At 64.5% G+C, this 19,799-nt stretch carries 19 protein-coding genes and 1 pseudogene; 11 read left to right on the plus strand and 9 right to left on the minus strand.

The genetic code is table 11. From position 1 onward, the window contains the following. Positions 1-13: 13 nt before the first annotated feature. From AYJ54_RS02300 to AYJ54_RS02310, 3 genes are all read right to left on the minus strand, one after another. On the minus strand, positions 14-820 hold the full coding sequence (locus tag AYJ54_RS02300) for an enoyl-CoA hydratase/isomerase family protein (RefSeq protein WP_063696310.1): 807 nt from the start codon (positions 818-820) through the stop codon (positions 14-16). 184 nt (positions 821-1,004) lie between these two features. After that, positions 1,005-1,763, minus strand: a complete 759-nt coding sequence (locus AYJ54_RS02305; RefSeq protein WP_063696253.1) for an SDR family NAD(P)-dependent oxidoreductase — start codon at positions 1,761-1,763, stop codon at positions 1,005-1,007. Positions 1,764-1,817: 54 nt separating this feature from the next. Next, entirely contained in the window at positions 1,818-2,531 is a 714-nt protein-coding gene (locus AYJ54_RS02310) for a TetR family transcriptional regulator (protein ID WP_430641385.1), read from the minus strand. 96 nt (positions 2,532-2,627) lie between these two features. Here AYJ54_RS02310 and AYJ54_RS02315 point away from each other — a divergent pair, with 96 nt between their 5' ends. The 4 genes from AYJ54_RS02315 to mbfA all read left to right on the plus strand — a co-directional run bounded on the left by AYJ54_RS02315 (position 2,628) and on the right by mbfA (position 8,075). After that, a complete protein-coding gene (locus AYJ54_RS02315) occupies positions 2,628-3,800 on the plus strand; it encodes an acetyl-CoA C-acetyltransferase (protein WP_063696254.1) in 1,173 nt (390 codons plus the stop codon). A 189-nt stretch (positions 3,801-3,989) separates the two neighbouring features. Next, on the plus strand, positions 3,990-5,534 hold the full coding sequence (locus AYJ54_RS02320) for an acyl-CoA synthetase (RefSeq protein ID WP_063696255.1): 1,545 nt from the start codon (positions 3,990-3,992) through the stop codon (positions 5,532-5,534). Between the two features lie 357 nt (positions 5,535-5,891). Further along, positions 5,892-7,040 (plus strand): alpha/beta fold hydrolase, encoded by a 1,149-nt coding sequence (locus tag AYJ54_RS02325; protein WP_063696256.1) that lies wholly within the window; start codon positions 5,892-5,894, stop codon positions 7,038-7,040. A 63-nt stretch (positions 7,041-7,103) separates the two neighbouring features. Continuing rightward, on the plus strand, positions 7,104-8,075 hold the full coding sequence (mbfA, locus tag AYJ54_RS02330) for an iron exporter MbfA (protein WP_063696257.1): 972 nt from the start codon (positions 7,104-7,106) through the stop codon (positions 8,073-8,075). Between the two features lie 14 nt (positions 8,076-8,089). Here mbfA and AYJ54_RS02335 read toward each other — a convergent pair whose 3' ends face one another. Further along, the gene (locus tag AYJ54_RS02335; RefSeq protein ID WP_161491793.1) at positions 8,090-8,281 is read right to left on the minus strand and encodes a hypothetical protein; all 192 of its coding nucleotides are present in this window, start codon (positions 8,279-8,281) and stop codon (positions 8,090-8,092) included. A gap of 31 nt (positions 8,282-8,312) precedes the next feature. Here AYJ54_RS02335 and AYJ54_RS02340 point away from each other — a divergent pair, with 31 nt between their 5' ends. After that, positions 8,313-9,785, plus strand: a complete 1,473-nt coding sequence (locus tag AYJ54_RS02340; protein ID WP_063696259.1) for an amidase — start codon at positions 8,313-8,315, stop codon at positions 9,783-9,785. 164 nt (positions 9,786-9,949) lie between these two features. Then, positions 9,950-10,303, plus strand: a complete 354-nt coding sequence (locus tag AYJ54_RS02345) for a nuclear transport factor 2 family protein (protein ID WP_063696260.1) — start codon at positions 9,950-9,952, stop codon at positions 10,301-10,303. 198 nt (positions 10,304-10,501) lie between these two features. Here the strand turns inward: AYJ54_RS02345 and AYJ54_RS02350 are convergent, their stop codons facing one another. Next, complete coding sequence (locus AYJ54_RS02350; RefSeq protein WP_063696261.1) at positions 10,502-11,590, minus strand: Zn-dependent alcohol dehydrogenase; 1,089 nt, start codon at positions 11,588-11,590, stop codon at positions 10,502-10,504. 91 nt (positions 11,591-11,681) lie between these two features. Beyond that, a complete protein-coding gene (locus tag AYJ54_RS02355; RefSeq protein WP_063696312.1) occupies positions 11,682-13,466 on the minus strand; it encodes an acyl-CoA dehydrogenase family protein in 1,785 nt (594 codons plus the stop codon). 242 nt (positions 13,467-13,708) lie between these two features. On the opposite strand from AYJ54_RS02355, the gene AYJ54_RS02360 reads away from it, so the two are divergent. The 3 genes and pseudogenes from AYJ54_RS02360 to AYJ54_RS02370 all read left to right on the plus strand — a co-directional run. After that, complete coding sequence (locus tag AYJ54_RS02360; RefSeq protein WP_063696262.1) at positions 13,709-14,410, plus strand: SDR family NAD(P)-dependent oxidoreductase; 702 nt, start codon at positions 13,709-13,711, stop codon at positions 14,408-14,410. A 111-nt stretch (positions 14,411-14,521) separates the two neighbouring features. Continuing rightward, positions 14,522-15,352, plus strand: a complete 831-nt coding sequence (locus tag AYJ54_RS02365; RefSeq protein WP_063696263.1) for an enoyl-CoA hydratase — start codon at positions 14,522-14,524, stop codon at positions 15,350-15,352. A gap of 3 nt (positions 15,353-15,355) precedes the next feature. After that, positions 15,356-15,769, plus strand: a pseudogene (locus AYJ54_RS02370) (SDR family NAD(P)-dependent oxidoreductase); the annotation flags it as partial. A gap of 51 nt (positions 15,770-15,820) precedes the next feature. Here AYJ54_RS02370 and AYJ54_RS02375 read toward each other — a convergent pair. Beyond that, entirely contained in the window at positions 15,821-16,444 is a 624-nt protein-coding gene (locus tag AYJ54_RS02375; protein WP_063696265.1) for a GNAT family N-acetyltransferase, read from the minus strand. Between the two features lie 65 nt (positions 16,445-16,509). Continuing rightward, positions 16,510-16,713: a DUF1127 domain-containing protein gene (locus AYJ54_RS02380; RefSeq protein ID WP_063696313.1), complete on the minus strand. Its 204-nt coding sequence runs from the start codon at positions 16,711-16,713 to the stop codon at positions 16,510-16,512. Positions 16,714-16,824: 111 nt separating this feature from the next. On the opposite strand from AYJ54_RS02380, the gene AYJ54_RS02385 reads away from it, so the two are divergent. After that, entirely contained in the window at positions 16,825-17,718 is an 894-nt protein-coding gene (locus tag AYJ54_RS02385; RefSeq protein ID WP_063696266.1) for a transcriptional regulator GcvA, read from the plus strand. 142 nt (positions 17,719-17,860) lie between these two features. Beyond that, on the plus strand, positions 17,861-19,189 hold the full coding sequence (tcuC, locus tag AYJ54_RS02390) for an MFS transporter (RefSeq protein ID WP_063696267.1): 1,329 nt from the start codon (positions 17,861-17,863) through the stop codon (positions 19,187-19,189). Positions 19,190-19,328: 139 nt separating this feature from the next. Here tcuC and AYJ54_RS02395 read toward each other — a convergent pair whose 3' ends face one another. Beyond that, positions 19,329-19,742 carry a Rieske (2Fe-2S) protein gene (locus AYJ54_RS02395; protein WP_063696268.1) on the minus strand — a complete coding sequence of 138 codons (414 nt, stop codon included), beginning with the start codon at positions 19,740-19,742 and terminating at the stop codon, positions 19,329-19,331. Positions 19,743-19,799 lie beyond the last annotated feature (57 nt).

Below are 19,799 nucleotides of genomic sequence, written 5' to 3' on the forward strand. Positions count from 1 at the left end.
GATCATTCTCGTTTCAGCGCCTGATATAGACAGGCTTTCGCTTCTCAAGGAAGGCCCTGATGCCTTCCGAAAATTCCTCGGAGCGGCTGCAAAGGACCTGGTTGCGATCCTCCATCGCGATCGCCGCTTCCAGCGATCCCGCGTCGACGCTCATGTTGAGACATTCTTTTGACAGACGCAGGCCAACGGGCGACGCCGTCATCATTGCGTCGACATAAGGCTCGGCGGCCTCATCGAGCTTGTCCTCGTCGACGACTTCAGAGACGAGCCCGACTGCGAGCGCGCGCTCGGCGCCGATAAAGCGTCCCGTAAGGATCAATTCCGAGGCCACGGAGACACCGACGAGGCGCGGCAGGAAATAGCTGGTGCCGATGTCGCAGCCGCCAAGGCCGAGCTTGATGAAGGCGCAGTTCATTCGCGCCGACTTCGTGGCGATGCGGATGTCGGAGGCGAGCGCCAGCGCAAAGCCGCCGCCGGCCGCCGCGCCCTGCACCAGCGCGAGGATCGGCTGCGCGCAGCGCCGCATCAGCATCACGATGTCGGCGATGCGCCGCTGCGAATCCAGCGACTCCGTGACGCCCGGCGGCTCCTGCTGCCCGGCGCGCCGCTGCATCGCATGCTTGAGATCGAGGCCCGCGCAGAAATTCTGGCCGGCGCCCTTCAGCACGACCACGCGCGTGTCGCGGTCGCGCTGGAGGCCCTGGAAGTAATTATTGAGCGCGTCGATCAGCGCAGGATCGAGCGCATTGAGACTTTCGGGACGATTGAGCGTCACCCGGTCGACGCCGTCGTCATGCTCGATCAGCAGCGGTTGGGACATGGAGCGCTCCTGCATCCGCGCTTGAGATCGCGGTTATTGTGCCCTCTCCCCTTGTGGGAGAGGGCAAGTATGTTGCCAGCTAGGAATTGGCTTTGGTGAGGGGTCTGTCTCCGTGGAGAGAACCCCTCATCCGGCGCTTCGCGCCACCTTCTCCCACAAGGGGAGAAGGAAGGAGAGCAGCGCCTTACCGTGGCGCCATGCGGATGGCGCCGTCGAGGCGAATGGTTTCGCCGTTGAGCATCGGGTTCTCGACGATGTGCACGGCGAGCGAACCGTATTCGGCGGCATCACCGAGGCGCGAGGGATGCGGCACCTGGGCGCCCAGGCTCTTGCGGGCCTCTTCGTTCAGCCCCATCAAGAGCGGCGTGAAGAACAGGCCGGGCGCAATGGTGTTGACGCGGATCTTCTGGCTGGCGAGATCGCGCGCGGCCGGTAGCGTAAGGCCGACGACGCCGCCCTTCGAGGCCGAATAGCCGATCTGGCCGATCTGGCCTTCGTAGGCCGCAACTGAGGCCGTGTTGACGATGACGCCGCGCTCTTCACCGATCGGCTCGGCGGTGACGAGGCGCTCGGCGAACAGGCGCAGGCAGTTGAAGGTGCCGATCAGGTTGACGTTGATGATGCGCGCGAACTTTTCCAAGGGATAGACGCCGTCGCGGCCGACGATGCGCTGCGAGCCGCCGATGCCGGCGCAGTTCATCAGAATGCGTGCGATGCCGTGGGCGCCTTCCGCCTTCGCGATCGCCGCCTTGATCTGCTCCTCGCTGGTGACATCGGCATGGAGCGCAACGCCCTTCACCTCAGTGGCGACCTTCTCTGCGTTTTCCTTGTTCTGGTCGATCACGCCGATCTTGGCGCCCTTGGCGGCCATGGCGCGGGCGGTCGCGGCGCCAAGGCCCGAACCACCACCGGTGATGAGAACGGCTACGTCTTTCAACTGCATCGTAAGCTACCTTTCCTTGGACGTTTCTTCTCTAGACTTGAGAGTTATGGCCGATTATCCGGCCGCAACGGCTTCCTCGGCTTGCGTGAGGATGCCGCCGCAGATCAGCGTTTCCATGTGCTTGATGTATTGCCGGCAGACTTCGTCGGTGACCGGGCCGACGCCGGTGGCGCGAGACATCGCGTGCCGGCCGAAGAACAGGTGATCGCAGGCGCCGATCAGGCTGGTGTAGAACAGCACCGGATCGGTAGCTCGGAATTCACCGCGACTGAAGCCGTCGGCGAGCAGGCGGCGGTGGAAGTCCAGGAGCGGCGCCACGAAGAATTTCGAGACCTCGTCCGCGCATTCCGGCTTGGTCTCGTGCAGGAGATAGTGGATCAGCCGGTTCATATAGGGGAACCGGTAGTAGGCGCGGATGATGCCGCCGATATGCAGCTTCAGCTTCGCGGTCGGCGTGATCGGCTGCGCCAGCAGATATTCGAGATTGGACAGTTCGGTCGCGGCGTTGCGCTCGAGCAGCGCCAGCAGGAGGCCGTCCTTGTTGCCGAAGTGATATTTGACCAGCGCGGCGTTGGCGCCGGACTTCTGGGCGATGTCGCTCAGCGAAATCTCGATCGAGGAGCGCTCGATCATCAGCTCGCTCGCGGCCACCAGCAGCTTCTCAGCCGTGGAATTCTTGGTCGCCGGAAGCCTGGTCGGTACGCTGGTAGTCACGAGATCCCTGTCCTCGCCGCAAGAGGGCGCAGATAAGCGCAAGCAGCGCCTCATCACAAGAGTTAATTGATCGATTGACTAAATGATCTCGCGTCCTTTAAATCCGCGCCCGACAACCAACCCATTCAGAACAATCAGGGAGAAACCGACATGGCCGAGGCTTACATCGTCGCCGCTGCGCGTACCGCCGGCGGGCGCAAGGGGGGCCGCCTCGCCGGCTGGCATCCGGCCGATCTCGCCGCGAAGGTGCTCGACGAGCTGGTCGACCGCACCAAGGTCGATCCCGCCCTGGTCGAGGACGTGATCATGGGCTGCGTGATGCAGGTCGGCGAGCAGTCCAACAACGTCGCGCGCAACGCGGTGATGGCCTCGAAGCTGCCGGAGAGCGTGCCGGGCACCTCGATCGACCGGCAGTGCGGCTCCTCCCAGCAGGCGCTGCATTTCGCCGCGCAGGCGGTGATGTCGGGCGCGATGGACGTGGTGATCGCCGCCGGCGTGGAATCGATGACGCGCGTGCCGATGGGGCTGTCGTCGCAGCTCCCGGCCAAGAACGGCTTTGGCAATTACAAGAGCCCGGGCATCGAAGCGAAGTATCCCAACATCGTGTTCAGCCAGTTCACCGGCGCGGAGATGATGGCCGAGAGGTACGGCCTCTCCAAGGATGAGCTCGACGAATACTCCTACAACAGCCACCAGCGCGCGATCGCGGCCACGCAAGGAGGCCACTTCAAGAAGGAGATCGTGCCGCTCGAGATCACCCGCGCCGACGGCTCCAAGGACACCCACCACATCGACGAGGGCATCCGCTTCGACGCAAGCCTCGACGGCATCAAGGGCGTCAAGCTGATCGCGGAGAACGGCAGGCTGACTGCAGCCAGCGCCAGCCAGATCTGCGACGGCGCCTCCGGCGTCATGGTGGTGAACGAGCGCGGCCTGAAGCAGCTCGGCGTCAAGCCGTTGGCGCGCGTGCATCACATGACCATGATGGGCGGTGATCCCGTGATCATGCTGGACGCGCCACTGCACGCCACCAAGCGCGCGCTGGAGAAGGCCGGCATGAAGATCGACGACATCGACCTGTTCGAGGTCAACGAGGCCTTCGCCTCGGTGCCGACCGCGTGGCTCAAGACCACCGGCGCCGATCCCGAGCGCCTCAACGTCAATGGCGGCGCGATCGCGCTCGGCCATCCCCTCGGCGGCTCGGGCACCAAGCTGATGACGACGCTGGTGCATGCGCTGCACCAGCGCGGCAAGCGCTATGGCCTCCAGACCATGTGCGAAGGCGGCGGCATGGCAAACGTGACGATCGTGGAGCGGCTGTAAGTCGCGGCCACACTAAAGGTGTCGTCCCGGCCAAGCGCAGCGAAGCGGAGCGCCGAGCCGGGACCCATAACCACAAGAGCTTGTGGTTACGACAAGCTGGTGCCGCAGCTCGCGTCAACAATCGAGAGCAGTGGTTGGGTCCTGGCTTTCGCCAGGACGACAGTTTCCTATGCCTTGGGACCTACGTTTATGACCCATCCATCAGTCTACGCAAAGACCACGCCCGACAAGATCGCCTACCAGATGGCCGGAACCGGCAAGGCGATAACCTATCGCGAGCTCGACGAGCTCTCGAACCAGGGCGCGCAGCTATTCCGCTCGCTGGGGCTGAAGGCCGGCGACCACATCGCGCTGTTGATGGAGAACCGTCTCGCCTTCATGGAGATCTGCTGGGCGGCGCAGCGCAGCGGGCTCTATTACACCGCGATCAGCCGCTACCTGAAGCAGGACGAGATCGACTACATCATCGGCGATTGCGGCGCCAAGGTCGTGATCACCACGCCGAAATGCGCCGACCAGATCAAGGGCCTGATCAAGGGCACACCGGGCGAGCCCATCTTCTACATGGTGGACGAGCCGCTGCCCGGCTTCCGCTCCTATGACAAGGAAGCGGCGGCACAGCCGACGACGCCGATCGCCGATGAGGTCGCCGGCTACGACATGCTGTATTCGTCCGGCACCACCGGCCGGCCCAAGGGCATCAAGAAAGCGTTCGAAGGCAATCGGATCGACGTGCCGAACGCATTCCTGCGCGTGCTCTGCGCCGACATGTGCGGCATGAGTGCTGAGAGCACGTACCTCTCGCCGGCGCCGCTTTATCACGCCGCCCCGTTGCGCTTCAACATGATGGCGATCACGCTCGGCGGCACCTCCATCATCATGGAGCATTTCGACGCCGAAGAGTTCCTGAAGCTGGTCGAGAAGTACAAGGTCACGCAGTCGCAGCTCGTGCCGACCATGTTCGTGCGCATGTTGAAACTGCCGGACGAGGTGCGCACCAAGTACAACGTCTCGACGCTGAAGGGCGCGATCCACGCCGCCGCGCCCTGCCCGGTCGACGTGAAGGCAAGCATGATCGAATGGTGGGGACCGATCCTGATCGAGTATTATGCAGGCTCGGAAGGCAACGGTGTCACCGTCTGCAACTCGCAGCAATGGCTGCAGCACCGTGGCAGCGTCGGCCGCGCGGTAGTCGGCAAGATCAAGATTCTGGACGAGAACGACGAGGAGCAGCCGGTGGGCGAGATCGGCACGGTCTATTTCGCCGACGCACCGGCGTTCACCTATCACAACGATCCGGAGAAGACGAAGAAGGCCTACAACGCCAAGGGCTGGTCGACGCTCGGTGATGTCGGTTATCTCGACAAGGACGGCTTCCTCTATCTCACCGACCGCAAGTCCTACATGATCATCTCGGGCGGGGTGAACATCTATCCGCAGGAGACCGAGGATGTGCTCATCAGCCATCCCGAGGTCGCCGACGTCGCCGTGTTCGGCGTGCCGAACGCGGAGATGGGCGAAGAGGTGAAGGCGGTGGTGCAGCCGCACGACATGAAGCGTGCGGGCAAGGAGCTGGAAGCAGACCTGATCGCCTACTGCAAGAGCCGCCTCTCCGCGATCAAATGCCCGCGCTCGATCGATTTCGAAGCCGAGCTGCCACGCACCCCCACCGGCAAGCTGGTCAAGCGCCACCTGCGCGACAGGTATTGGCCGAAGACGACGGTGAAGATTTAGCAACGCCGGGATCGTAGGGTGGGCAAAGGCGTGAAGCGCCGTGCCCACCATCTCGCCACGAGCCGAATGCAAATGGTGGGCACGCTTCCGCCTTCGCTCGTGGAGAGCTTCGGCGGACAAGTCGCTTTGCCCACCCTGTACCGTCATTCCTACACACCGTCATTCCGGGGCGACGCGCCAGCGTCGAGCCCGGAATCCATAACCACTAGCCGGGGTTATGGATTCCGGGCCTGCGCCTTCGGCGCATCCCCATTGCGCACTTGCGCAATGTGGAATGACGGGCGTGTTTTCGGGTTGGCTGATGCCGCACAGGGGCATAATGGTGGGCATCTCTGCCCCGCGTCCGAGGCACTTGCTATGACATCCCTCCCCGACATCCCCCTGCCCGCCGGCATCCGCTCGCGTTATGTCGACGGCATCAACGGCCTGCGTGTGCATGTGCTCGAGGCCGGCTTCGAGACGAAGGACCGCCCCTGCGTGTTGCTGCTGCACGGCTTTCCCGAGCTCGCCTTCTCCTGGCGCAAGGTGATGCCGGCACTCGCTGCTGCCGGCTATCACGTCATCGTGCCGGACCAGCGCGGCTATGGCCGCACGACGGGATGGACCGCGGACTATGACGGCGATCTCGCGCCGTTCCGGCTGTTCAACCTGGTGCGCGATGCGCTCGGGCTGGTGGCGGCATTCGGCTACAAGCAGGTCGACGTGGTCGGCCACGATTTCGGCAGCCCGGTTGCGTCCTGGTGCGCGCTGGTGCGGCCCGACGTATTCCATTCGGTTGTGATGATGAGCGCGCCGTTCGGCGGTCCGCCGCCGCTGCCGTTCAACACTGTCGACGCGCCGGCAAAGCCGCCGGTCGAAGATCCCGTGCATCGCGAGCTCGCCGCGCTGCCGCGTCCGCGCAAGCATTATCAATGGTACTATTCGACACGCAAAGCGAATGCCGACATGCATCGCGCGCCGCAGGGCGTGCATGATTTCCTGCGCGCCTACTATCATCACAAGAGCGCGGACTGGACCGACAACAAGCCCTATCCGCTCAAATCCTGGTCCGCCAGCGAACTCGCAAAGCTGCCGACCTATTACGTGATGGACGCTGGCGAGACCATGGCGGAGACAGTCGCGAAGGAGATGCCGCCGCCGGCCGCAATCGCCGCCAATCAGTGGCTGCCGGACCGTGAACTCGCCTACTACAGCGCCGAATTCGGCCGCACCGGATTTCAGGGCGGGCTGCAATGGTATCGCTGCGGCACCTCGGGCGCTTTCAATGACGAGTTGCAGCTGTTCGCGGGCCGTACCATCGACGTGCCCTCCTGCTTCATCTCGGGCAAGCAGGATTGGGGCACGTATCAGCGCCCCGGCGTGGTGGAAGCGATGCAGGCTAGCACCTGCACGAAGATGCTCGGCTGCCATCTCGTCGACGGCGCCGGCCATTGGGTGCAGCAGGAGCAGCCGGCCGTGGTAAGCCGGCTGCTGCTCGACTTCCTCGCGAAGGCTCACGCGGGATGATTTGACCCGGGAACTGCGGCGGCCTATATAATTTAGAATAGTTCTAAACTGTATAGGCCCATCGTGAAGAACTTTGCCGATCTGACCGAGCGCGAGGTGCTCGCGGTCGCGATCTCCTCCGAGGAGGAAGACAGCCGCATCTACATGACCTTCGCCGAGGACCTCCGGGAGCGATACCCGGACACGGCCAAGATCTTCGAGGAGATGGCCGAGGAAGAGCGCGGCCACCGGCATCGCCTGCTAAAGCTCTACGAAGAGCGCTTCGGCCCGCATCTGCCGCCGATCCGCCGCGAGGACGTCAAGGGCTTCCTGCGCCGCCGCCCGATCTGGCTGACCAAGAACCTGCCGCTCGACACGATCCGCAAAGAAGTCGAGACCATGGAGCTCGAGGCCGAGCGGTTCTACGCCAGGGCCTCCGAGCAGGCCGAGGATGTCGGTGTGCGGCGGCTCTTGGGCGATCTCGCCGAGGAAGAGAAGCACCACGAGAATCGCGCCGTCGCGCTCACCGACGAGATCCTGAAGCCCGACGTGCGCGCCGAGGAAGACCGCACGCGGCGGCGGATGTTCGTGCTGCAATATGTGCAGCCGGGCCTCGCCGGCCTGATGGACGGCTCGGTCTCGACGCTGGCGCCGTTGTTTGCCGCCGCCTTCGCCACCCATCAGAACTGGCAGACGTTTCTGGTCGGCCTCGCCGCCTCGATCGGCGCCGGCATCAGCATGGGTTTTGCGGAAGCACTGTCCGACGACGGTTCGCTGACCGGGCGCGGCTCGCCATGGCTTCGCGGCATCACCTGCGGAGCGATGACGACGCTCGGCGGGCTCGGGCACACCATGCCCTATCTCGTGCCGGATGCGTGGCCCAACGCGTTCTGGATCGCGACGGCGATCGCCTGCGTCGTCGTGTTCTTCGAATTGTGGGCGATCGCCTTCATCCGTGCGCGCTACATGGACACGCCGTTTCTTCAGGCCGTGTTCCAGATCGTGCTCGGCGGCGCGATCGTGCTCGGCGTGGGCATATTGATCGGGGCGGCGTAGATTCTCTCACCTTGTCATCGCCCGCGAAAGCGGGCGATCCAGTATTCCAGAGACATAGTCGTATGCGGAGAAGCCGCGGCGTACTGGATCGCCCGGTCAAGCCGGGCGATGACTGCGATCAATTGTTTGGCTTTTTGCTCGACACGCCTCGCCGGCATGGCAATCACCGTCAAACGGCCGTTGCGGCGTTTGGGCAAACTGCGCATCATCCTCACGCAATGAAGCAGGAGAAGCGCGGTGGCCAAATCAGAATGGAGTTTCAAGAGCGCGGTCGAGCTGTCGGCCGCGTTGACTGCGAAGAAGGTCTCCGCGGTCGAGCTCGCGCAGGATGCGATCGATCGCATCGAGCGTCACGACGGCAAGGTCAACGCGATCTGCGTTCGCGACTTCGACCGCGCGCTCGCCGCGGCGCGCGAGGCGGATGGGGCACTGGCGCGCGGAGAGCGCAAGCCGCTGCTCGGCCTGCCTATGACGGTGAAGGAATCCTACAACATCGCCGGCCTGCCGACGACCTGGGGCATTCCTGCGCAGAAGGATTTCATCGCCAGGGAAGACGCCCTGCCGATCACACGGGTAAAAGACGCGGGCACCGTGATCCTGGGCAAGACCAACGTGCCGCTCGGCCTCGGCGACTGGCAGAGCTACAACGACATCTACGGCACCACCAACAATCCCTACGATCTCGGCCGCACGCCCGGCGGCTCCTCCGGTGGATCGTCGGCGGCGCTCGCGGCGGGCTATGGCCCGCTGTCGATCGGCTCCGACATCGGCGGCTCGCTGCGCGTGCCGGCGTTCCATTGCGGGGTCTATGCGCACAAGCCCACCTTCGGGCTGGTCGCGACGCGCGGCCACACCTCGCCGCCGCTGCCGCCATTGCCTTTCGAGCGCGACCTGTCGGTGATCGGCCCGATGGCGCGCAGCGCCGCCGACCTCTCGCTGCTGCTCGACGTGATGGCCGGGCCCGATCCGATCGATGCGGGCAAGGCCTACCGGCTCGACCTGCCGGCGGCGCGGCACAACGCGCTCAAGGATTTCCGGGTACTGGTCATCGACACCGATCCGGTGCTGCCGACGGACACCGCCGTGCGCGGGACCATCAACAAGCTGGCCGATGGCCTTGCCAGGGCCGGTGTGAGGATCGAACGCAACAGCCCGCTGCTGCCGGATTTCGCCGCCTCGTCGCGGCTCTATATGCTCATGCTGATGTCGTTCCTGGGTGCAACCTTCGCGCCCGACATCTATGCCGGCGCCAAGGCAGCCGCGGCGGCACTGCCGGAGAGCGACAACAGCCTCGCCGCGGAGCGGCTGCGCGGCATCGCGCTCAGCCATCGCGATTGGCAGACGGCCAACGGCGGACGCACGCGGCTGCGCGCGCAATGGCGCGAGCTGTTCAACACGTTCGATGCGGTGATCTGCCCGGTCATGCCGACGCCGGCCTATCCGCACGACCATTCGCCGGAGCAGGAGCAACGGCGGATCAAGATCGATGGCAGGGAGCACATCTACCCCGATCAGCTTGCCTGGCCCGGCATCGCCACCCTGCCCGGCCTGCCCTCGACCGCGATCCCCACCGGCTTTGCGCCGGACGGGCTGCCGGTCGGCGTCCAGATCGTCGGCCCGTGGCTGGAGGACCGCACGCCGCTCAAACTCGCCGAACTGATCGAGCGCGAGTTCGGCGGCTTCACACCGCCGCCTTTGTTTGATGATTAGACTTCTCGTCATTGCGAGGAGTGAAGCGACGAAGCAATCCAGACTGCCCATGCGGACACATTTCTGGATTGCTTCGCTTCGCTCGCAATGACGAAGTAGCCAACTCCGAGATTCCGGGTTCGCGCTTCGCGCGCCCCGGAATGACAAAGAGGGAGAGGAACGTCATGAGCCAGGACATGGAAGAGCTCACCGCGCTCAACCGCGACTATGTCGCCTCCGTGCAGAACTGCGACGTCAAACGCTTCGACGAGATCCTGGCGCCGGAGTTCTATTGCTCCAATCCCGACAAGACCCTGGTCGACCGCGCCGCGTTTCTGAAGCAGACGGCGCAGCCGATCGCGATCCGCAATCTCAAGGAGCGCGACGTCATCATCCGCATCATGGGTGACTTCGCCATCATCCATGGCGCGACCACCTACACGACGGCAGACGGCCAGCAGGCCACCGGCCGCTACACCGATTGCTGGGCCAAGAAGAACGGCAAGTGGCTCGCGGTGTCGGCGCACGTGTCGCGGTGAGGCGGGCACATCGCCTCCACACTCTCCGCTGTCATGCCCCGCGAAAGCGGGGCACCCAGTACGCCGCGGCCTATCGATTCAACCACAACCGTCTCCAGAGTACTGGATCGCCCGGTCAAGCCGGGCGATGACAGCTGAGTTGGGGCACAACGCCTCTGAGTTGGGGCACAACGTCTGAGTTACAGGCGACGCCTGGTGTTAGCTGTCGAACATGATCACGCTGCGCAGCGTCTTGCCGGCCTTCATGTTGGCAAAGCCTTCGTTGATTTCGGACAGCTTCAGCTTGGCCGAGATCCAGTCCTCGAGGTGCAACCGGCCGCGCAGGTAGAAATCGACCAGGCGGGGCATGTCGACGCGGAAATGGTTCGAGCCCATCGATGAGCCCTGGATCTTGCGCTCGCGTAGGAAGTCGAAGCCGTGCAGCTCGATCTTCTGCCCGAACGGGATCATGCCGACGATGGTGGCGGTGCCGCCCGCGGCGAGCATGCCGAAGGCCTGCTCCGCGGTCTCCTTGCGACCGAGCACCTCGAAGGAATGATGCACGCCGCCATTGGTGAGATCGCGTACCTGCTTCACGACGTCGCCGTCGGCGGGATTGATGATGTCGGTCGCGCCGAGCTTGGTGGCAAGCTGGAGCTTTGCGGGATTGGTGTCGATGGCGATGATGCGGCCCGCGCCCGCAATCTGCGCGCCGTTGATCGCGGCCATGCCGACGCCGCCGCAGCCGATCACCGCCACGGTCTCGCCGGCCTGGACCTTTGCGGTATTCACCACGGCGCCGTAGCCGGTGATGACGCCGCAGCCGATCAGCGCGGCGAGCTCCAGCGGCATGTCCTTGCGGATTTTCACGATGGCGTTCTCGTGCACCAGCATCTGCTCGGCGAAGGAGGAGAGATTGAGGAACTGGTGCAGCTTCTCCGGCTTCGACCATTGCATGCGGTTGGAGGCGCCCGGCAGCATCTTCACCGTTGTGTCCGTGCAGAGCACGGTACGGCCTGTCGTGCAGTTGTCGCAGGTGCCGCAGAACACGGAGAGGCAGGTGACGACGTGGTCGCCCGGCTTCACGTAAGTCACGTCGGAGCCGACCTGCTCGACGACGCCTGCGGACTCATGGCCGAGCACCGCCGGCAGCGGATGCGGATAGAGGCCTTCCATGAAGTGCAGGTCGGAGTGGCAGAGGCCGGCAACCGCCGTGCGGATCAGCACTTCGCGCGGGCCCGGCTTCGGCAGGCTGACATCCTCGATGACCAGCGGCTGATTGACTTCATAGAGGACGGCGGCCTTCATCGGTGTGTTTCCTCGTTGTTATGATTTCGTTGAATCCAGCGCTTCACCTCTCCCTATGGGAGAGGTGAAGCGCGAGCGCGGCCCAACGAGCCTACGCTGTCAGAACCAGTTCGCCAACCTCGCTCATACCGGCGGCGCGATCATCCAGCAGCAGCGCGGCGATCTTCTGCTGCGCGGCATTTTCCGTGAGCCGGAACGGATCGCTTGGCGACACCCGATGATCGATCACGAGGCGCGAGAGCAGCAGCCGCCGCGCATCGCCACGCATGTCATGAATGCGATGCGCCTCCCAGGCGAGCGCAACCGCGCTTGCGACATGATAGAGCAGGCTGGTGGCACGCCGCGCATCAGCCTCGTTATCGGCCTTCCCCGCGACCTCGCGCGCAAAGCCGACCGCACGATCGGTGAGACCGCGCAGGCGGTCGCGCCAGGCCTGCGGCACGGAGGCGCTGTCGTCGAGCCGGGCATGCAGGTCAGCGGCGAGCGCGGATTCGGCGCCGTGGCGGCCGACCGCGCGCTTGAGCGCATCGATCGCGACGATGTTGCCGGTGCCCTCCCAGATCGAGCCGAGATGCGCATCGCGCAGCAGGCGGGCCGTGGCGAATTCCTCGATATAGCCGATGCCGCCGCGCATCTCGAGCGCATCGCCGCAGACCTTGCGCGCATCGCGCGTGGCGCGGAATTTCAACGTCGGGGTGAGGATGCGCAGCAGCGCCGCGGCATCCTGGCTTCCGGCCTCCGCGCGGTCGAGCGCGTCGGCGGTGAGAAAGCTCATCGATAGCGCCTGCTCAACCGGCAGCATGATCTTCAGCGTCTGCCGCCGTCCGAGCGGCAGGTCGATGATGCGATTGCCGAACACCACGCGGTTCTTCGCCACCGTCATCGCGTCATGATAGGCGCGGCGCATCAGCGCGGTCGATTTGACGCCATTCGAGAGCCGCGACGAGTTCACCATCTCGGCCATCTGCACGAAGCCGCGGTCGAGCTTGCCGACAGCATAGGCGATCGCGCCTTCGAGCTTGATCTCACCCGACGCCATCGAGCGGGTGCCGAGCTTGTCCTTCAGCCGCACGATCCGGTAGTGGTTCTGCGAACCGTCGTCGAGGAAGCGCGGCATCAGGAACAGGCCGACGCCGCGTGTGCCGGGGCCGGCGCCTTCGGGGCGTGCCAGCAGCATGACGACCTTCGCGTCAGCATTCGAGCAGAACCATTTCTCGCCGTAGAGCCGCCAATGGTCGGCCTCCCTTACCGCGCGCGTCGTCAGCGTACCGACGTCGGACCCGCCCTCCTTTTCGGTCATGAACTGGCCGCCCTGGGTCAGCTTGCTCATGTCGGTCTGCGTCAGGCCGTCGAGATATTTCGCTTGCAACGCCTCATCGCCGAAATTCGCGAGCAGCTTGGCGCAGCCGTCGGTGACGTTGATCGGGCAGCCCATGCCGAACTCGGTCTGGTTGAACAGGAAGGTGAAGGCGTGTTTCGCGACCACCGGATATTTGTCGGGCCAGCCCATGATGCCCTTGCGGATCGAGAGCGCATGAATGCCAAACTCGCCGAAGGCCGCCTTCTCCAGCTCGCGATAGGCCGGGTGATATTCGATCCACTGCACGTCGCGGCCGAACCTGTCGCGCTGGTGCAGCACCGGCGTATGCCGGTCGGCAAGTCGCGCGCATTCGTCGAGATATCCGCCCGCGAGCTCGCCGAGCCGGTCGAGATGCGGTTCGATGTGATGGAACAGTGCGTCCGGCAGATGGATGCGCAACAGATCCGTCAGCGCCGGATCGGCGCGGTAGAAATTCATGCCGGTCGTGTCGGGTGCGAGCAGGCCCGGCTGGTTCGCGATAGCATCTGCCTGATGCGACCTGATGGGCTGATGCATGATGACCTCTTCGTTTCCGCCCCGTGGCATTTTGGGCAACAGCTTTAACGCTTGCTGCTTTGCATGATGTGGATCATGCTCCAGACGGCAATACGGATAAAGCCGCAAATTGTCAGGGAGGCATGACCGCCGCGAGGAAGCAATTCGCTCTGCGGAATTGTGATCGACCGGTTCGGTACGTCGGCTGGTCGTTCGGGCGCCTGATGCATAGATGAGCGGCTCCTATCCCCGAGGGACCAACCATGGACCACCCAAAGTACAAGATCGCGCTGATCGTCGGCGCCGGCGAAGGATTGAGCGCCTCGCTGGCGCGGCTGCTCTCCGCCCAAGGACTGCGTGTGGCGCTCGCCGCGCGAAAGATCGAGAAGCTCGGCGCGCTCTGCACCGAAACCGGCGCGAAAGCCTATGCCTGCAACGCGACGGAGCCGGAGGAGGTCGAACGCCTGTTTGGCCTCGTCGAACGCGAGATCGGGACGCCCGACCTCGTCATCTACAACGCGAGCGGCCGCATCCGCGGCCCCTTCCTCGACCTGGTTCCGGTGGATGTCGCGCAATCGATCGCGGTCAGCGCCTATGGCGGGTTCCTGGTGGCGCAACAGGCGGCCAAGCGCATGCTGCCGAACAAGCACGGCGCGATCCTGTTCACTGGCGCATCGGCCAGTGTCAAAGGCTATGCCCAGTCCGCCCCGTTCGCGATGGGCAAGTTCGCGCTGCGCGGGCTCGCCCAGGGCATGGCGCGCGAGCTCGCGCCGCAGGGCATCCATGTCGCGCATTTCGTCATCGACGGCGGCATCCGCAGCGCGGCGCGCACCGAGCCCGCGGACAGGCCGGATTCGATGCTCGATCCCGATGCGATCGCGGAGAGCTATTGGAACGTCCTTCAGCAGCCGCGCAGCGCCTGGAGTTGGGAGCTGGAGTTGCGGCCCTGGGTGGAGAAGTTTTGAATTGAGCAGAACGTCATTCCGGGGCGATGCGAAGCATCGAACCCGGAATCTCGAGATTCCGGGTCTGGTCCTTCGGACCATCCCGGATGACAACACGAAACGGGGAGCGAAATGACCACCGAAACCACCATCGACACCGGCACCAATGAACTCCTCTGCGTCATCCGCGACCGCGTCGCGGTGATCACGCTGAACCGGCCGGAGGCGCGCAATTCGCTGTCGGACACGCTGACGCCGGCGCTGCGCACGATGATCCGGACTTGTGGCGAGGACCCGAATGTCGGCGCGCTCCTGATCACCGGCGCGGGCGAAGCGTTTTGCGCCGGCGGCAACGTCAAGGGCATGGGTGCGCATCGCGACCAGAAGAAACTGGAAATGTCCTTTGACGACAAAGTCGCCGATCTCCAGGAACGACAGCGCCGTTTGACCGGCGCCCTGGTCTCCGTGCGCAAGCCGACCATTGCGGCGTTGCCCGGGCCGGCGGCCGGCGCGGGGCTGGCCATCGCCATGGCCTGCGACATCCGCATCGCCGCCCAATCAGCCTTCGTGACCACGGGCTACGCCCGCGTTGCGCTCAGCGGCGACTATGGCATCGCCTGGCTGCTCACGCGCCTGGTCGGCACCGCGCGGGCGCGCGAGCTGATGTTCACCGGCGACAAGGTCGATGCTGCAAGGTGCGAGGCGATCGGCCTCGTCAACCGCGTCGTGCCCGACGACAAGCTCCAGACCGAGGCCTTCACGCTGGCAAAATCGCTCGCAGAAGGCCCGCGGCTGGCACTGCGCTACATGAAGGACAATCTCGACGAAGCCCTGCTGTTCGATTTCGAGACCGCCCGCGATCACGAGGCCGAACGGCTGATCCGCCTGACCGCGACGGCCGATCACAAGGAGGCGGTGCAGGCCTTCATCGACAAGCGCAAGCCGGTGTTCACGGGGAAGTAGCGGGGCGTCTACGGCGCGACCAAGTTCGCGGTCGAAGGCCTCAGCGAGGCGCTGGCGGGCGAAGTGGCGCCCCTCGGAATCAAGGTGACCGTGGTCGAGCCAGGCTTCTTCCGCACCGACTTCCTCGACGAGACCTCGCTGTCGCGCACCGCGCTTCAGATCGACGACTATCGCGAAACCGTCGATAGGACCCGCGCGCACGCGGCCGACGTCAATAACGGCCAGCGTGGCGATCCGCGCAAGCTGGCACAGGCCTTCCTCAGGCTGGTGGATGCGAAGAACCCGCCGCTGCGGCTGCCGCTCGGTAGCGACACGGTGGAGGGGATCGAGGCCAAGAACGCCTTCGTCGCGAAAGAGCTTGCAGAATGGCGGACGGTCGCAGTGTCGACCGACTTCATGAGCGACGTCGCCAAATGAAGCGCAAAAAATGCCCGGCACTGGTTCACCAGGGCCGGGCTTGGAGTGCGGTCAGGCCGAGGCTGAGGGGCTTGCGGCCTGACGGGAAAGAGCAGCGAGACGCCAGCTCGCGCAGGGGATCTCCTTCGGGGCGACCGTGATCTCCTTGTCGAAGCGCACCAGCTTCCAATCGTCCGGATGATTGGTGAAGGCGAAACCGGATTTACGCGCGAGCGAAATCATGGTGTCGTTGGAGCGCAGCGTGTCGCCGAACATGTGCTCGGCACCCAAGGCGGCGGCGCGACATTCCAGGTTCTTAAGCAGCGCGGTGCCGACGCCGTGGCCCTGCCAGCGATCATCGACCGACAGGCCGAATTCGAGTGTCGAGGTGTCGGCATGGAAGGCATAGCGCGCTTCAGCGACGATGGTCTCGAAGCCGTCGACCATCATGGTTGCGACGACGGTGAAGCGCTCGCGCTCGCCGACCTGAAGGAAATCGTGCAGCAGGCCCTTTGGCAGTTCGCTGATCGCGCCGAAGAAGCGGTTGTAGCGGGAGCGGGTCGAGAGCGAACGGAAATAATGCTGCAGTTCGTCGGTGTCGCGCGGCTCGACAAAGCGCAGGGTCAGGACGTCGCCATGTCGCGTGCGCAGGGTGTCCGAATATTGCTTGAGGTCGTCGAGCCGAAGGGTGCTCATGACACGCGCCTTGGAAAAAGGGACCGCCGGCGCCCCTGATCAGGCGGCGCCGGCCTGGCTGCCGTTCAGGCCCGCCAGAAGGGTTTGTCGACCTCAAGGGCAACATCGCTCCAGGACAGACCGACGTCCTGGAGATCGCGGGTGGTCCACTGGGCGAGCTCACGCCGGGTGCGGTATCGCTCGTGCCAGACATGCAGGGTCTCGCCGATTTGGTCGATCAACCCGTGCGCATGATGATTTGTCATCGAATTGGTGGTGCACGTAGACATCATCAGCTCCTAGAGCTAAATTTAAACGGCAATATCCGCCTGCGAACGCGCTTCGACAAACGACAATTTGTACCCTTTCGCATGAATTAAGCTCATGCATCCTGCTGCCAAATGACTGCCAGATTGCCGTCCCTGAACGGATTGCGGGCCTTCGAGGCTGCCGCGCGCCATCTCAGCTTCACGCTGGCCGCAGCCGAGCTGAACGTCACGCAGACCGCGATCAGCCATCAGATCCGACGGCTCGAGGAGGAGCTCGGCATCCGCCTGTTCGTCCGGCAGAACCGTGCCCTGGCGCTGACCCCGGAAGCGCGCGACTACCTGCCGGGGGTGCGCGCCGCCTTCAACGATCTGCGACTCGCAACCGACCGGCTGCTGCGCAAGGACGACGACAAGGTGTTGACGGTCTCGACGATCGCGTCGCTCGCCGCGAAATGGCTCTTGCCGCGGCTGACCGATTTCCAGGAGGCGCACCCCGGCATCGACGTCCGCATCACCACCTCGACCAGCCTCGTCGACTTCCAGCGCGACAATGTCGACGCCGCAATCCGCTACGGCCGCGGCCAATGGCCGGGCCTGCGCGCCGACTGGCTGATGGCGGACGAGCTGTTCCCGGTATGCAGCCCGTCCCTCTTGCGTGGCGACGGGCCGCTGCGCCGGCCTGAGGATCTGAAGGACCACGTGCTGCTGCACACCAACAACGGCGATGACTGGCGCCTCTGGCTGACGGCGGCAGGTCTGTCGACCAGCATATCCCGGCAGCCCGGCATCACCTTCGACATGACCTTCATGACCGTGCAGGCGGCGATCGACGGCATGGGCGTGGCGATGGGGCGAACCTCCTACGTCCAGGACGACATCGCCAAGGGACGCTTGGTGGTCCCCTTCAAGATCGCGCTGCCGGCGGATGCCGGCTTCTACCTGGTCGCGCCAGATGGCCGGCGCGAAGCGCCGAAGCTTGCCGCGTTCCGTCAATGGGTAGTCGCTGCAGCGCAGAATAAAGCCTGAAAAATCATCGGCTTCCGCCGCAAAATCGGTTGACTCGCAACGCCCCGCGCGGGAAGGGGTAGACAGATTGTCGCAATATCAATCTGTCGCCTGCCGTGAAATGAGTTCCGGTCCGGCCACGTCCTTAAGGGGGAGCAACGTCATGGCTGGACCAGCCTCAACCAATCCGCCCGAGATCAAGTCGCGCATCGGCGCCATCCTGCGCGCGACCTCCGGCAATTTCCTCGAACAGTTCGACTTCTTCCTGTTCGGCTTCTACGCCGCCGCGATCGGTAAGGCGTTCTTCCCCTCCAGCAACGAGACGGCCTCGTTGCTCAACACGTTCGGCGTGTTCTGGCTCGGCGCGTTGATGCGGCCCGTGGGTGCGATCGTGCTCGGGGCCTATATCGACCGCATCGGCCGCCGCCAGGGCCTGATCGTCACCCTCGGCATCATGGCCTTCGGCACGGTCGTGATCGCGTTCTGCCCGAGCTATGCGACCATCGGCATCGCCGCGCCGATCATCGTGCTGATCGGCCGCCTGCTGCAAGGCTTCTCCGCCGGCGTCGAGCTCGGCGGCGTGTCGGTCTATCTCGCGGAAATCTCCACGCCCGGCAATCGCGGCTTCTACACCTCGTTCCAGTCCTCGAGCCAGCAAGTCGCGATCTTCGTCGCGTCGATCCTCGGCTACCTCCTGTCCGAGGTGATGCCGGCCGACACTGTTGCCGCCTGGGGCTGGCGCATTCCGTTCTTCGTCGGCTGCCTGATCATTCCCTTGATCTTCTTCCTGCGCCGGACGCTCGAGGAAACGCCGGCCTTCCTCGCCATGAAGAAGCATCCGACAGCCGCAGAGGTGTTCGCTTCCGCGCTCGCCAACTGGCGCATCGTCATCCTCGGCATGATGATCGCGGTCCTGACCACGACGACCTTCTATTTCGTCACCGTTTACACGCCGACCTTCGGCAAGAACGTGCTGAAGCTGTCGACGCAGGATGCGCTGCTGGTCACGCTGCTCGTGGCGGTGACGAACTTCATCTGGAATCCGGTCGGCGGCGCGGTCTCGGATCGCATCGGCCGCAAGCCGGTGCTGCTGACCATCGCCTGTCTCTCGCTCGTCACCGCCTATCCGGCACTGCACTGGCTGGTGGCGGCGCCGACCTTCGGCAAGCTGCTCGCGGTCGAGATGATGTTCTCGTTCTATTTCGGCGTCTACAGCGGCACCATGCTTGGCGCGCTGGTCGAGATCGTGCCGGCGCATGTGCGCACCACCTGCTTCTCGCTCGCCTTTGCGCTCGCGGCCGCGCTGTTCGGAACCTTCACGCCGTTCGCCTCGACCTGGCTGATCGAGAAGACCGGCGACAAGGCTTCGCCCGGCTTCTGGCTGATGTTCGCCGCCGTGCTCGGCATCATCGCAGCGTCGACCGTCTATCGCGGCGGCGGCAAGGCGGTGACGACGTATGATCCGGTGGCGGAGCCGGTCGGCGGTCACTAGTCGTCATTCCGGGTCGCCTCGAAGAGGCGAGCCCGGAATCCATTTCTCCTAGCAGTCAGGTGGCACGATGAGTTCCGGGCTCGATGCTCTCGGGCCGCGCTTTGCGCGGTTCCGTCGCATCGCCCCGGAATGACGGGGGCTAGAGTTCGACCACCACGTAGTCGCTCTCAACCCGCACCGGAATCGTCTCGGCAACGTAAGGCCCCTTCACCACGCTCGCACCGTTCTCGACATGGGCCGGATACGCCTTCACGCGGAAGCGGCGGGGATCGCAGTAGGACTGGCCGGTGCGCACGTCGAATTCCCAGCCGTGCCAGGGGCAGCGGATGATCTCACCCAACCTGGTGTATTCGATCTCGCCGGGGTCTCTTGACTGGGCGAGCCCTATCAACGGGCCCTCGCACAGCGCCGCGCCCTGATGCGGGCAGCGGTTCAACAGGCCGAAATATTCGCCCTTGATGTTGAAGACCGCGATTGGCCGGCCGTCGATCTCCAAAAATTTTCGCGTGCCGGGCGGTAGCTCGTCGACCGGCGCGATCACATGCCGCGCCATGGTCTATGTCTTTCGCTTGATCTCCGCGCAAACGCGTTCCGCGTTTGTCGCGAGGGA

It is taken from the genome of Bradyrhizobium centrolobii (assembly GCF_001641635.1).
GTDB classification, from domain to species: domain Bacteria; phylum Pseudomonadota; class Alphaproteobacteria; order Rhizobiales; family Xanthobacteraceae; genus Bradyrhizobium; species Bradyrhizobium centrolobii.